The sequence below is a fragment of the Leisingera sp. MMG026 genome (genome assembly GCF_021654205.1).
Lineage (GTDB): Bacteria > Pseudomonadota > Alphaproteobacteria > Rhodobacterales > Rhodobacteraceae > Leisingera.
On the sequence record NZ_JAKFZM010000007.1, the window covers coordinates 96,112 to 109,480 of the forward strand.

15 protein-coding genes are annotated in these 13,369 nt (G+C 56.1%); 12 read left to right on the plus strand and 3 right to left on the minus strand.

Annotation, left to right across the window (positions count from 1 at the left end):
* The first annotated feature begins 31 nt into the window (after positions 1 to 31).
* Positions 32 to 1,357 carry an APC family permease gene (locus L1069_RS05600; RefSeq protein ID WP_096873520.1) on the plus strand — a complete coding sequence of 442 codons (1,326 nt, stop codon included), beginning with the start codon at positions 32 to 34 and terminating at the stop codon, positions 1,355 to 1,357.
* Between the two features lie 11 nt (positions 1,358 to 1,368).
* Here L1069_RS05600 and L1069_RS05605 read toward each other — a convergent pair whose 3' ends face one another.
* Positions 1,369 to 2,073 (minus strand): hypothetical protein, encoded by a 705-nt coding sequence (locus L1069_RS05605; RefSeq protein ID WP_237455014.1) that lies wholly within the window; start codon positions 2,071 to 2,073, stop codon positions 1,369 to 1,371.
* Positions 2,074 to 2,790: 717 nt separating this feature from the next.
* On the opposite strand from L1069_RS05605, the gene L1069_RS05610 reads away from it, so the two are divergent.
* The 11 genes from L1069_RS05610 to L1069_RS05660 all read left to right on the plus strand — a co-directional run bounded on the left by L1069_RS05610 (position 2,791) and on the right by L1069_RS05660 (position 12,486).
* Positions 2,791 to 3,099 carry a hypothetical protein gene (locus L1069_RS05610; RefSeq protein WP_232367722.1) on the plus strand — a complete coding sequence of 103 codons (309 nt, stop codon included), beginning with the start codon at positions 2,791 to 2,793 and terminating at the stop codon, positions 3,097 to 3,099.
* Between the two features lie 73 nt (positions 3,100 to 3,172).
* The gene (locus L1069_RS05615; RefSeq protein WP_226892491.1) at positions 3,173 to 3,394 is read left to right on the plus strand and encodes a hypothetical protein; all 222 of its coding nucleotides are present in this window, start codon (positions 3,173 to 3,175) and stop codon (positions 3,392 to 3,394) included.
* The gene (locus L1069_RS05620) at positions 3,394 to 4,857 is read left to right on the plus strand and encodes a TolC family protein (protein WP_027238592.1); all 1,464 of its coding nucleotides are present in this window, start codon (positions 3,394 to 3,396) and stop codon (positions 4,855 to 4,857) included. Before L1069_RS05615 ends, L1069_RS05620 begins: the two co-directional genes overlap by 1 nt.
* Before the next feature lie 11 nt (positions 4,858 to 4,868).
* Positions 4,869 to 6,227: a copper oxidase gene (locus L1069_RS05625; protein ID WP_027238593.1), complete on the plus strand. Its 1,359-nt coding sequence runs from the start codon at positions 4,869 to 4,871 to the stop codon at positions 6,225 to 6,227.
* A 46-nt stretch (positions 6,228 to 6,273) separates the two neighbouring features.
* Positions 6,274 to 6,990, plus strand: coding sequence for a copper-binding protein (locus L1069_RS05630; RefSeq protein ID WP_027238594.1), 717 nt, complete (start codon positions 6,274 to 6,276; stop codon positions 6,988 to 6,990).
* A gap of 109 nt (positions 6,991 to 7,099) precedes the next feature.
* The gene (locus tag L1069_RS05635) at positions 7,100 to 7,633 is read left to right on the plus strand and encodes a plastocyanin/azurin family copper-binding protein (protein ID WP_027238595.1); all 534 of its coding nucleotides are present in this window, start codon (positions 7,100 to 7,102) and stop codon (positions 7,631 to 7,633) included.
* A gap of 9 nt (positions 7,634 to 7,642) precedes the next feature.
* A complete protein-coding gene (locus L1069_RS05640; RefSeq protein WP_027238596.1) occupies positions 7,643 to 8,947 on the plus strand; it encodes an ABC transporter transmembrane domain-containing protein in 1,305 nt (434 codons plus the stop codon).
* Entirely contained in the window at positions 8,944 to 9,402 is a 459-nt protein-coding gene (locus L1069_RS05645; RefSeq protein WP_036783961.1) for a cytochrome c, read from the plus strand. The genes L1069_RS05640 and L1069_RS05645 overlap by 4 nt, the downstream gene beginning before the upstream one ends.
* Positions 9,403 to 9,478: 76 nt before the next feature.
* Positions 9,479 to 9,931: a c-type cytochrome gene (locus tag L1069_RS05650; protein WP_027238598.1), complete on the plus strand. Its 453-nt coding sequence runs from the start codon at positions 9,479 to 9,481 to the stop codon at positions 9,929 to 9,931.
* 154 nt (positions 9,932 to 10,085) lie between these two features.
* Positions 10,086 to 11,156 carry a sialidase family protein gene (locus tag L1069_RS05655; RefSeq protein ID WP_096708181.1) on the plus strand — a complete coding sequence of 357 codons (1,071 nt, stop codon included), beginning with the start codon at positions 10,086 to 10,088 and terminating at the stop codon, positions 11,154 to 11,156.
* A 634-nt stretch (positions 11,157 to 11,790) separates the two neighbouring features.
* The gene (locus tag L1069_RS05660) at positions 11,791 to 12,486 is read left to right on the plus strand and encodes a hypothetical protein (protein ID WP_173674657.1); all 696 of its coding nucleotides are present in this window, start codon (positions 11,791 to 11,793) and stop codon (positions 12,484 to 12,486) included.
* 120 nt (positions 12,487 to 12,606) lie between these two features.
* On the opposite strand, the gene L1069_RS05665 is transcribed toward L1069_RS05660, so the two are convergent.
* The gene (locus tag L1069_RS05665) at positions 12,607 to 12,834 is read right to left on the minus strand and encodes a hypothetical protein (RefSeq protein WP_027238601.1); all 228 of its coding nucleotides are present in this window, start codon (positions 12,832 to 12,834) and stop codon (positions 12,607 to 12,609) included.
* A 169-nt stretch (positions 12,835 to 13,003) separates the two neighbouring features.
* On the minus strand, positions 13,004 to 13,261 hold the full coding sequence (locus L1069_RS05670) for a helix-turn-helix transcriptional regulator (RefSeq protein ID WP_017470289.1): 258 nt from the start codon (positions 13,259 to 13,261) through the stop codon (positions 13,004 to 13,006).
* Between the last annotated feature and the right edge of the window lie 108 nt (positions 13,262 to 13,369).

The following is a 13,369-nucleotide window of genomic DNA, read 5'->3' on the forward strand; positions in this document are numbered from 1 at the left end:
CGGACGAACCAAAATTAAAAGGGGACCATTTATGCAGAGCGAAAAAGAAACGTACCGCGAAGATTCCATCAGTCTGGGCGGAGCCATTGCGATGGGAACAGGCGTGATGATCGGCGCCGGAATCTTTGCGTTGACGGGGCAAATCGCGCAGCTCGCCGGCCCGCTTTTCCCGCTTGCATTCATCGCCGGCGCGGTCGTCACAAGCTTCAGCGCCTACAGCTACATCAGGATGTCGAACAAATGGCCGTCCTCGGGTGGCATCGCCATGATCCTGCAGAAGTGCTATGGCCCCGGAGCCATCGCGGGCGGTGCCGCGCTGCTGATGGCGCTCAGCATGGTGATCGCGGAAAGCCTCGTCGCGCGAACCTTCGCCACCTATGTCTTGCGCCCTTTCGATATCGAAGGCGGCCCACTGGTCCCCGCCCTGGCCGTGGCCGTGATCGTTTTCGCCTTTCTGGTGAACATCGCCGGAAATCGCTCGGTCGGGCTGTTCTCGCTGATCATGGCAGCGATCAAGATTGGAGGCATAGCTCTGTTTGGCATCGCGGCCCTGTGGTCTAGTGGTTTTGCGTTCGCCGCTGCGTCCGAGACCTCTCAATCCTACGGGCTCACGGGGTTCATCGCCTCTACGGCGCTGGCCATCCTCGCGTTCAAGGGGTTCACCACGATCACCAACAGCGGGGCCGAGATCACTGAACCAAATCGCAATGTTGGCCGAGCGATCATGTTCTCGATCGGAATCTGCGTCGTCGTCTACCTGTTGGTCGCCTACGGGGTCGGTTCGAGTCTCACGATCGAGGAGATCATCTCAGCGCGTGACTATTCGCTGGCACAGGCGGCGCAGCCCGCCCTTGGACAAACCGGCTTCATACTCACGGTGATCCTGGCCGCTGTCGCAACGGCGTCCGGCGTTCTGGCCAGCGTCTTCGCGGTGTCGCGTATGCTGGCGATGCTGACCGACATGGAAATGATCCCGCACAGCCACTTCGGTATGCCAGGTCCCATCCAACGCCACACCCTGGTCTATACTGTCGTCATCGCAGCGACGTTGGCCGTGCTCTTTGATTTAGGCCGGATCGCATCCCTCGGTGCCTTCTTTTACCTCGTCATGGACATGATCATACATTGGGGCGTGTTCCACTATCGTCGAGCAGACGTCGGCGCCTCAGGTATCGTGCTTTTGACTGCCCTGGCGCTCGATGTAGTTGTACTGGCAGCTTTCACCGTGATGAAGCTTCAAAGCGACCCGATGATCGTTCTGTATGCGGCTGTCGGAATGATCGCTGTCTTCGCTTTCGAGCGCGTTTACTTGTCGCGATGGTTGGCACCTCAGGCCGCGCATTCCCACGGTGAATAGCCAGCCATCATTTAGCCCTGAAGGAATGCGATGCCTTGTGCACCGATTGCGATCAATCCGACCGACAGGGCAAACGCAAACAAGGCGAGCAGCATCAAGCCCGCTTTTATTGGCAAGCGACGAACGGTCGGTCCAAGAAATTCCGACTGCCCGAAAGCTGAAACATATAGCGGCAGCGCGCTGATCATTGTCGCATAAAGATAAACTCCGGAGATGTTCTCAAAAAACGCCGAACGCGCAAGGGTTGGGGCAACGACCGACAACGCGGTTGCACGACTGCCCCCGAATGACTCGAACCAGTCGGCAGACAAAACGTAGATCAGTGCGTGGAGGCTTGGAAAGAGAATGGCTCTGAGCAAGATATCCACCAGCACGAAAAACGCCGTATCTCGGCGGGCGACCTTTGGTTTCTGTATCACCGCGAAAAGAAAAAAACTGACATAGTTTATGGCAAAAACTACGGGCAGACCGTTGGTCGTAACTTGCCTCAGAAAGCGGGCCAGCGATGGCCCGCCGGCGGCAAGAGCCGCTGCAAAGCCCGGCGAAAGCAAGATATAAAGGCAGAGGACCGCCAGTAACGCTGCGAGGCTGAATGCCAAGACAATGCTCACAAATTGAACACCGGGCATGTCGACGGAGAAAAACCTCTGCATGTTAGAACGTTGGCACATATACGGCTTGAGATCGAGGATGTTGAACCTGCGTTTGGGAACCAAGCATTCGCTCCAGGTCTTTGGGACGAATGAAATTTAAGTTTCGAAATCTCCTGAACCGCGTTCCATGTCTCGACTGCAGGCCGAGCGACATAACAAATGGTAGGTTACTGCCGGACCTAGTTGCGGAAATGTTGATAGCATTGGAAAGTAGCTTTTCTGCATGTCTTACGCTGGCGGTAATTTTCAGAACGGAATATTCCTATCCGAGTGGGCGGACTCCTTTCAGGGTCTATTGCAATCTGCGCGGAGATCGCGGCCATCGTGCCGCTTCCATGCAAAAGCCCATCATGGCTGCCGACCCAGATGCAAAAGTTTCGTGCGATCTGACTGCACCTATCGTCGGCGTCGACAGCACTCTGGATGAAACTGCATTGGCGGTAGCGATCAGCGACGCGGGCTACAGGTCTGAGAAGCTGGCTGAAGTTCGGTAGCACAAGACGCGTCAGCATCGCTCCGCTGACCGGAGGGGAATATTGGCTCTTTATATGTTTCTGATATGCAACATTTTCTGACGGCAGCGGCCGAATCTCGCCTTTTTCACAAAAAAGCGACAAACCTTCCTGCGCAGGACGGATTGACTGGATTGCTTCGGTATCCGATATCTAGAGCATGAGCTTTCGAGTTTTCATATCATGCTGGTTCAAGACGTTTACGTGCATTGCGTTTGCGTTAGCCTTGGTATTTTCACCACCTTCTGCCGCTCACGCGGCGTCCGGCATGCATGACGGACATCAAGCCAAGTCTATTGTTGTCGTTGGTGCCGCCATGACTCATGACACCGGAAGCGATGCGCATCACGCGCATGAGAAGCTTAGGGTCGCAAGCGACATCGCAGCGTCCGACAAGGATGGCAAAGAGCAACAATCCCAAGAGTGTTGCAACGGTATCTGTATTTCTGTCGTCTTCCTCGAAGACACCAAGATCGAAGCAGAGCCGGTTGGTACAAGTGAATATGTCATTCTCGACGGTCAAACGTATTCGGTGGAAACAGCAGGGTTCCTGCGGCCCCCTCGATTCCTGATCTGAACCGACGCCCAAAACGGGTGTGAGCCTTGCGCAGAGTCTGCGTGAGACAACGTTCACCAATCAGGTTACTTTCATGAAAATTCATCTACTTATGGGGGCTTCGGCCCTCGGGCTTGGCGCATGCGCCTATGAGCCCACCCCGTTGCCGTCCGTCGCGACCCAACAGGCCGTCGTCAACACGGCAGTTTCATCGCCGATCAGCTATCAGGACCCCTTGGCGGGCTACACCTATCGCGGCCCTACAGGTCCCCGCGACTGGCGTTCCGTCAATCAAGAACAGACGGAGGGCAACTGATGCGGGTATCGAAGTTTCCGCTGGTTTTCGGCTTTCCGCTAATCCTGGGTGCCTGTGCTACCGCTGTGCCGGGCATCTACACGGAACCAAAAGCTGGCTTCGCCAATATTTCCAGCCAGGTCACACCAGCCCTCGGCAAACGGACAGCCTTCGCCGAAACCCAGGCCGAAAACGAGGCCTTGAAGAAGCAGGTGCACGCAATGGTGCACCGCAAGACCATTTCGGCGGACACCGCCGTTCAGGTCGCGCTTCTGAACAACAAAGGGTTGCAGGCGTCCTATGCAAACGTCGGCCTGTCTGCCGCAGAGGCCTGGCAGCAATCGATGCCGGAAAACCCAATCGTGTCGATTGGTATACTGGGCATCGGTGCGCCCGAACTGGGTGCCTACAGGGCGATCGAGGGACTGATCCGGTCGAACGTGCTCGATGCCACCACTCGCAAGCAGCGTACGGCCATTGCAGACGCAAACTTCCGGCAGGCTCAACTGAGCGCCGTGAACGACACACTCGCACTGGCCAATCAGACGCGGAAGGCATGGGTCGATGCCGTAGCCGCCTTCGAGGCTGTGAGTTATCTCCGCCGTGCGAAAGCGACGTCTGACGCCGGATCGGAATTAGCGATGAGACTGGGCGAGACCGGCGCGCTTAACACAGCCGGGCAGGCCCGTGAACAGGCATTCAATGCCGAACTCGCCGGACAACTTGCCCAGGCACGCTTGAATGCTACCCGGTCCAAAGAGCAGCTGACCAGGCTCATGGGGCTGTGGGGCACCGAAGTCGACTATTATGTGCCCGATGCTCTTCCTGCGCTGCCGCGTTCCGTCGGCCGTGTGACTGACATCGAAGCGAAAGCATTGCGAAATCGGGTTGATCTGCGCGTTGCCAAACTTGGCCTGGAAGCACAGGCCAAGGCGTTTGGTCTGACTGATCAGACTCGCATTATCAGCGATCTCGAATTCATTGCCGGGTTCGAAGCGGAGCGGGAAATTGAGGACGGAGAAACGGAGACCGTGACCACCCCTCAGGTGGAGGTGGAGTTCGCAATCCCGATCTACGACACCGGGAAGGCACGGATGCGCAAGGCGGAATTGTCGTACCTGCAAGCAGCCAACGTGCTGGCAGAAAGAGCCGTCAACGTCCGGTCCGAAGCGCGTGGTGCTGAAGCCTCCTATCACGCCGCGTATAAGATCGCCCGCCACTATCGCGACGTTCTGGTGCCGCTACGCACGACCGTCGAAGAAGAGGGGCTGCTGTCTTATAACGGCATGATCACCAACACTTTCGAGCTGCTGACAGACGTGCGCGAGAAACTGGGCGCATCACTGGAAGCGGCAAACGCAAAACGCGAATTCTACATGGCACAGGCTGATCTGACCGCTGCGATCTATGGCGGCGGCGAAGGCGGTGGCGGTGCTGGTGGAGAAGGCGCGACACTTGCCGCCGGTGGCGGCGCAGGACACTGAAAGGAACTGACATGCTAAATAGACGTCAATTACTCGGAGCCGGCGCGGCAGGTGCAACGCTGGTCTCTTCGAAAGCCTGGGGTCAAACCCTGAACATGGGCCTGCCCGAAGCTGCCCAAATGGATAGCGCAGCAACGGCGATCACGGCGCGTCCTAGTACCGGGCCGGACTACACACCTGTGGTCACATTGAACGGGTGGACCCTGCCGCACCGGATGAACAACGGGGTGAAAGAATTTCACCTCGTGGCCGAACCGGTAGAACGCGAGCTTGCCGACGGCATGATCGCGCATTTGTGGGGCTACAACGGCCAATCCACCGGCCCGACGATCGAAGCAGTCGAAGGCGACCGGGTGCGCATCTACGTCACCAATAAGCTGCCGGAAGGCACAACGGTGCACTGGCACGGGCTCATTCTTCCTTCAGGCATGGATGGGGTCTCCGGATTGAGCCATCCAAGCATCCCGCCGGGCAAAACCTTCGTCTACGAATTCGACTTGGTGAAGTCCGGAACGTTCATGTACCACCCCCACGGCGATGAAATGACCCAGATGGCGATGGGGATGATGGGCATGTTCGTGGTCCACCCCAAGGATCCCACATTCATGCCGGTGGATCGTGATTTCCTGATCATGCTGAATGCTTTCGACATCGATCCGGGTACCTATGTACCCCGCATCATGACGATGACGGATTTCAACCTTTGGACCTGGAACAGCCGGATCTTCCCCGACATCGATCCGCTGGTCGTGAACAAGGGCGACCGGGTGCGAGTACGGGTTGGGAACCTTACGATGACGAACCACCCGATCCATATGCACGGCTATGACTTCAAGGTCACCTGCACGGATGGCGGCTGGGTGCCGCCTGAAGCACAGTGGCCGGAGGTCAGCATCGACATTCCCGTAGGTGCGATGCGCGCCTACGAATTCGTCGCCGATCATCTGGGAGATTGGGCGATCCATTGCCACAAATCGCACCATACGATGAACGCCATGGGCCATGACGTGCCGACGTTCATCGGGGTGAACAAGAAGCCGCTGACCCAGAAGATCCGTCAATTCCAGCCGGAATACATGCCGATGGGCATGTCCGGCATGGGGGACATGGCAAAAATGGAAATGCCGCTACCCGACAATACCATCCCGATGATGACGGGTTGGGGCCCGTACGGACCCATCGAGATGGGCGGCATGTTTTCGGTCGTGAAGGTGCGGGACGGCATCGACGCGGACGATTACTCCGATCCCGGCTGGTACGAGAACCCTCCGGGCGAGATGGCCTACGAATGGACTGGCGAATTACCCGACTTTGCCTCCAACAACAGCCCCAAAACCATTCTCACACCGAAACCAACCTCGAAGGGCTGAGCGGCCCTTCGTCATCTCCAACCGAACCAACCTACAGGACAATAAAATGAGAAATCTTCTTTTGACGACAAGCTTCGCGATCGCGCTATCAGCACCGGCCTTTGCTGCAGGTACACACGACGGCGGACATGGGGAGACCAAGCCAGCCGCAATGATGGTCGGCATGCCGGGTGACGCCGCCAAGGTTGACCGCACAATCGACGTCACTTTGCTCGAAAACGATGAGGGCCAGATGCTGATCGAGAGTGAGCCGATGGATATCAAGGAGGGCGAAACCATCCGCTTCAACATCACCAACAAGGGTGAGCTGGAGCATGAATTCGTCCTCGACACGGTAGAGCGTAATGCCGAGCACAAGATCGAAATGGCCAAGATGGACATGGAACATGACGATCCGAACCGTATCCGTCTCGATGCGGGCGCCTCGGGCGAAGTTGTCTGGACTTTCGCAAATTCTGGCACATTCGAAGCAGCGTGCCTGATCCCGGGCCACTACGAATCGGGAATGCACCGTGAGGTCGCAGTCGGTGACCAGATGGCTCAGGCTGACGTGGAATACACAAGCGGCACCATCAAGAAAATCGACGCAAAGGCCGGCAAGGTCACAATTATCCACGGCCCTCTCGTCAACCTGGATATGCCGGCAATGACCATGGTGTTCCGCGCCGACGAGGCGATGGTGGCCAAGATGGCGGAAGGTCAGGACATCGAGTTCGTTGCCGACCGGGTCAAGGGTAAACTGACCGTCACGCAGATGAAGTAACTACTAACAATGGGGCCGGGGGTAAACACTCCGGCCCCATCGCCTTGATCGCTTAGCCCAAGCAAGCAAGAAGATCCCATAAAATCAAGCGCTACGGAGGTAGCCGAGCATGAAGAATTTCCTGAGAACCTGCACCATCGCCCTTGCGCTTGTCCTTCCGGCTTTTTCAGTGGGCGCTTCCAGTGGCAAGGGCCAGCAGCCTCACGCGCGAGCCTTCGAAGTGCCTGGCCATGATCCGATCGGGAAACCCGGTGATGGCTCCTCGATCGACAGGACGATTGAAATATCCATACGGGAGACGGAAAGCGGCTACATGCTTTTCGAGCCGGACGCGATCCAGATTGAAAGCGGCTCGGTTGTCCAGTTTTCAATCAGAAATACCGGCGCATTGGATCACGAGTTCTTTCTCGGTTCCTTTGACGAGGTCGCAAAACATCAGCAATGGATGCGCGAACATCCCGATATGCAGCATGACAGCGCCAACTCGGTTTCGATCCCTAGTGGGCAAAATGCCGAGTTGATCTGGGATTTCTCCGATATGACCAACCTGGAGTTCGTATGCTTGATTCCCGGCCACCGGGAAGCGGGCATGTGGGGCGTCATCATCGTGCACGATCACCTTGCGCCGAAGTCCAAGGATTAGACATTTTCAATGTCACTCTTGGATAGGTATCACCTGCTTGTACACGACGTAGCTGCCGCCCTTGGGTACGACTACAGCGATGCCACGCCGGACTGGGTTCATCCGTTCATTCATCTCATACTGGTCTTGGCCCCCGCGCTGCTGATCAGTGTTGGCTCATATCTTGCTATTCGCGGCATTCTGAAGCTTTGGAAGTACCGCAGCACGCCTGCGATCCACCCAGAGCCCATACGAGGGCTCGAAGGAAGTCTTTTCAGCACCGTCTTGCGCTATTCAAGAAGGCAGCAAGCGTTGATGATCGTGGTTAGCCTCATCGCGATGCCTATACTCTATCTGACTTTGGAACTGCCAAAACAGATCGTAAACAACGCTCTGGATTCTGGCCGTTTCCCAGTTGCCGTTTTGGGACGAGACGTCGACCAGGTCGTTTTCCTCATGCTTCTTTGCGGTCTCTACCTTTTGGCTATTATCCTGAATGGGCTAAACAAATATAGCCTTAACGTCTTCAAAGGGTATGTCGCCGAGCGTTTTCTGCGGCGCTTCCGCCTGCTGGTCTATCGGCAATGGCGCAGCGATCCAGACTCCGGAAACCAAAGCGAGATCGTCCCTATTCTCGCACAGGAAGTCGAGCCCATCGGTGGCTTCGCGGCAGATGTCCTTACGCTGCCAATCCTGCAAGGCGGTACGCTTCTGACGATCCTGTTTTTCATGTTCGTTCAGGACCCTGTCTTGGGTGCCGCCGCACTGACGGTACTGCCAATTCAGCTCGTGCTGCTGCCCAAGCTGCAACGGCGGGTCAACGCGCTTTCACGCACCAGGATCAAGGAGGTCCGACAGCTTGGCAGGCAGCTCAGCGATCAATTGCGCGAACGGCAGGTCAATCCGGCCGGGCTGCTGCCAGTAAGCGCAAGTTTTAGAGAGCTTGAGCACGTGCGCAGGAAGATTTTCCGTCTGAAGTTCTTCATCAAGGCCCTCAACAATTTTCTGACCGCGCTGACGCCATTCCTGTTCTACTCTCTGGGTGGATATTTCGTCATCGAAGGGCGGATCACACTCGGCGCGCTGGTGGCCGTCCTGGCAGCGCACAAGGACTTCTCGGCACCGCTGAAGGAACTTTTCCGCTACTATCAGACCTTGGAAGACACCCGAATCCGGTATCACGAAATCACGGCTTTTTTTGCCGGGTCAGGCCACTCGTCCGAAGTGGCCCAGGCTGATGACAGTACGCTGGAAAAGGTCAGCCAATTCGAGCAATCGCCGCTCAGAAAAACGACTTTGCCTTTCGAGGGGCATGGAGACCTCGCTTCACAATGAAGGAGTTTGATAGCATGAAATGGGCAGCAATATTTTTTGCTCTGATCGCCGTTTCTGCGGCAGGATGGTACATCCTGCAGCCGACCCACTCCCAGACGAGTACTCAGACGGACGAAAGAATGGCACTTCCCGCAGGTGCGCTTGCAACTGTCAGGCTGCCCCCAAGTTTCACCGAGCAAGAGCAAATCGGCAAGCGTGCCTATGGTGCGGCCTGCGCGACCTGCCACGGCGTCAATGGGCAGGGTCAGGACGGCGTTGCTCCACCGCTGGTGCACAAGATTTATGAGCCGGGCCACCACGGTGACATGGCGTTTGTCCTCGCAGCACAGAATGGTGTTCGGGCGCACCATTGGAAGTTTGGCAACATGCCAGCTGTCGAGGGCGTAACACGAGCAGAAGTATTGAATATCGTGGCATATATACGGGCTCTTCAAAGGGAAAACGGAATTAACTGAGTGACCTGTCGACCTGAGGCAAAAGCATAACAGCCATCCAGTAGATAATAACTGTCATCAACGGGGAGAGAAACGAATGAAACCTAAATTTATCGCAACGCTAGCATTGGCATTGTCCGGAACAGGTGTTCTCGCCGATGGACATGCAACCGGCGACGCATCGGCCGGAGACAAGGTATTTAACAAGTGCAAGGCCTGCCACTCAATCGTCAGGACGGATGGTGACGTTATCCGAAAGGGTGGCGCGGTTGGGCCAAATCTTTATGGTGTGTACAACCGAACAGCAGGGACCGAAGAAATGTTTGGGAATAAATTTCGGGACTCTATTCGTGAAGCGGGCGAGAATGGCTTGGTCTGGAACGAGAGCGATTTCGTAGCCTATATTGCAGATCCGAAGAAGTTCCTCGCGACTTTTCTGAACGACAGCAAGGCGAAATCTGGCATGTCATTCAAATTGAAGAAAGAAACGGATGCCAAGGCAGTCTGGGCTTATCTCGTTTCGGTTGGACCGGAGGTTGAGGCCGATTAGATTTTTATTCGTTTGCACGGCTCTTTTTATGCTCGGTGCGCCCTTTGTAGCGGCTGAAGATGCCCCTCTGTTTCCAGTCAGACCACTGGTTGCACCGGTTGGGGATCACGCACGTGAACCCTCGCTTTCAACACTGCCCGATGGTCGGATCGTGATGAGTTGGACCGAAGGTAACAACGCCGTTCGGATGGCCCTGTTCGATGGCACCTATTGGACGGAGGCGCGTACAATTCATCAATCTGAGACACTGTTTGTGAACTGGGCCGACTTTCCGTCAGTCGTTGGGCTTAGCGATGGGACGCTTGCAGCGCATTGGTTGGAATTGAATGGGCCGGGCAGCTATCAATACGACGTAAAGATCGCTTTCTCCTTCGATGAGGGTTTGAACTGGACAACGCCAATCATACCCCACGATGACCGATCAAAGCGTGAACATGGTTTCGTGTCGCTAATCCCTGATGATAGCGCTGGTTTGACAGCTCTTTGGCTAGATGGTCGTGCATACGATAATCAAGCCGCAGACGACAGCTATGAGAATGCCATGCAGGTCCGCGCACGTCGCATTGCGCCGGACGGTTCAATGGGACCGGAAAGCCTGCTCGACCCACGCGCTTGTACGTGCTGTCAAACATCGGCCGTCCGCAAGGAAGCAGGTAACATCATAGCGGTTTACAGGGACCGAACAGCCGAAGAAATCCGCGATATTTCGGTTGTCAGGTTGGTCGAAGAAGAATGGACCGACCCCGAAACAATCTACGGCGACGGCTGGGAAATCGCAGGATGCCCTGTCAACGGACCTGCCATCGATGCGTTGGGAACGTACGCGGTAGTCGTGTGGTTCACCGGTGCCAATGGCGAGGCAAAGGCTCGAATTGCGTTTTCCAGGGATGGGGGCGCATCCTTTGAAGACCCGTTGCAACTCGATCTCGGCACACCCGCAGGTCGCGTAGATGTCTTGCAGATGGGTGACGGCAAAGCACTTGCTCTTTGGTTGGAGTATGCGAATGGCGGTGAAGCAATAGTCGTGTGTCAGGTGTCGCCGGAGAGCGGGTGTACTTCGCCACAAGCACTCCACATCAATCGTGGGCGAGAGTCGGTAGGATTTCCAAGGATTACGCGATCAGCAGCTGGCGTTGTCGTTGCGTGGACCGGGTCTGCACAGGGCAACTTGGCGGGGACAACCGTGGTTGGTGTCGAAGTAGCGATACCGTCTCCCGCAAGGTAATCTTCAGGACCAAAGCGACAAGTCGGTTCAAGGCTGTTCCATGGCGGTGAAAGTCAATATTCCGTCCTACTCTTAGAACCCCGCAAACGGATTATTCTAGCCTTGGAGGTTTATCGCTGCGCGAGGATCTCGTAGCCAAACAATCTGGTCACTAGAGCTTCGAAATCGTGAAATCTTTAGATCAAGAGCGCAACAATTGGACCGTCGAGGAATCGCTTCAAGATCGTCGGTAAACCATGGATAAAGATCCCGTCATTATTTACGGGACTGGTGTGATTGTTGTAGGTGCTTCAAGTTGTTGTGCGCCTTACTGTTTTCGAAAACATGCTGCGAAGAGACAGCGAAGGTGGAGTTTGGACTTTGTGACATTTAGCCAGATTGAATGACCGCATTGGCAACTTGAGCTGCAACGCAGCGACAAACCTGCCGCATGCGCGAAGCCGTGCTGCGTCAGCGAAATATGAAAAACGAATGACGGCATTGTCCCGCGATGTGCACCTTTACCAAGCATAAGCGAAGGTCGGCATTAGCCGGAGAAGAAATAACATAAACTTCATTATGCGACTTTATACTTAGCGTTGCGATAGTATATTATTGTATGTATGCTGAACTCCTATCACGGAGGCTCCACAGCATGCGCCATTTACTCAAGAAGCTCCTCCCCTCGGTCGCAGTCGCTTTGACCGTGACAGGTTCTTCGCTGCCAATACCCGCCCGCGCGCAGACATACCCGATCGATTGCGCGATCCTCTTGTGCCTGTCTGGCGGCTGGCCTGCTTCCGTCCCTTGCGCCCGAGCCCGCGCCGAATTTATCCGGCGGATTACACCTTGGCCGGTCGAACCACCGCTGCAAATCTGGCGCTGTCCCATGGGCGCCTCCTACGAGAACGATCGGTTACAAAACAACGCTGGCGGCATCTTTGAAGCCTTGTACCGAACCGACAGCCGTCGACCGCTTCAATCCTTGCCAGTAGATAATCTCGTTCCCACCGACCTCGCCCTGCGGCTCGTTCAGGACCGCGCGGACATCGATATCAGCGGGCCAGAGTTCAATTTCGTGCGGTCCATCCGCGTCTTCGATGTACGGTATGCACGACAGCACGAGTCCGGGCGCGATGGGGATTGTAACCGAAGCGCGACCGTGGTCCTCGGCACCTACGGGACCCAAGGCGATTTCTCATGGCAGCGATCTTCGATAACTGCCCTGCCCGAGGCCCATGTGGGACTTGAACGTTGGGGCGAGCATTGCCCTGGCATTTATCACCGATCCGTCTTCGTCGATTGGCGTGACTATGACGGCAACTACGGGTTCGAGCAGGTGAACTACTGACCTGCCGCTACGTAGATTTGTCATGGAAGACGGCTTCTTTGGCTTGCACGACCGCACCGCATACGCTTCGCGGTCCACATGCTGTTTGGCGTTTAGGCAAACACCGCGGGTTCGCTCTGTTCACCCGTCGTCGCTTCTTCCGATCCTCGTCAGCGCATCGAAGTCGATTTCTTGCTTCTGTTCGTCACTTATATCCGGCCGGGTTTCCGATACCGGCTGGGGCCCTTGGACGTCCCACATCACCGCATGTGAGCCTGTCCTCCAGCGATAAACCCAACCAACAACACTGCACCCATCGGTCCCGATCAGATTGGCGATCGCGACGCCCTCACCCTTATCTTCGTTCACTGTTTACTGGCTTCCTGCACTGCGGCGCTGCGAATTGCGGCGTGGGGTTGCAGAGCGTTCACTACGACCGCGCGCCGGGCTTCTTTGATGTTGGCTAACTGGTCCTCGATGAGGAAATGATCATCAGACCGGGAAAGTGGGTTCCCGTGTTCTCAACAATTCATTGGCTTCAAATCCTGTGGTCGGGCTCCGTGGCGGCTTCAACGATCGCCAGAACCTCGAACGGGTCAAAGCCGATGGCGCGCGCCAAGACGACCAGCTCGACAACGTCGACCCGGCGCTGGCCGCTCTCAAGGCGGGCAATAAGGGACTGGTGGCATCTGAGCCTGTCTGCCAGGTCTTTCTGACCAAGGCCCGCTTTGACACGGGCGTCGACCAACGCCTGACAGAGTGCCACTTGTCCCTTGCTTCTGATTGTCTTTGCCACGCGTCACATACCTTTTGTGACGTCGCTAGCGGATGAAATCTGTTATCTAAAAAGTAGATATATGAGGGTGTTATCGGCGTCTGGTTTCCATGGGCTGCAAGTCTGATG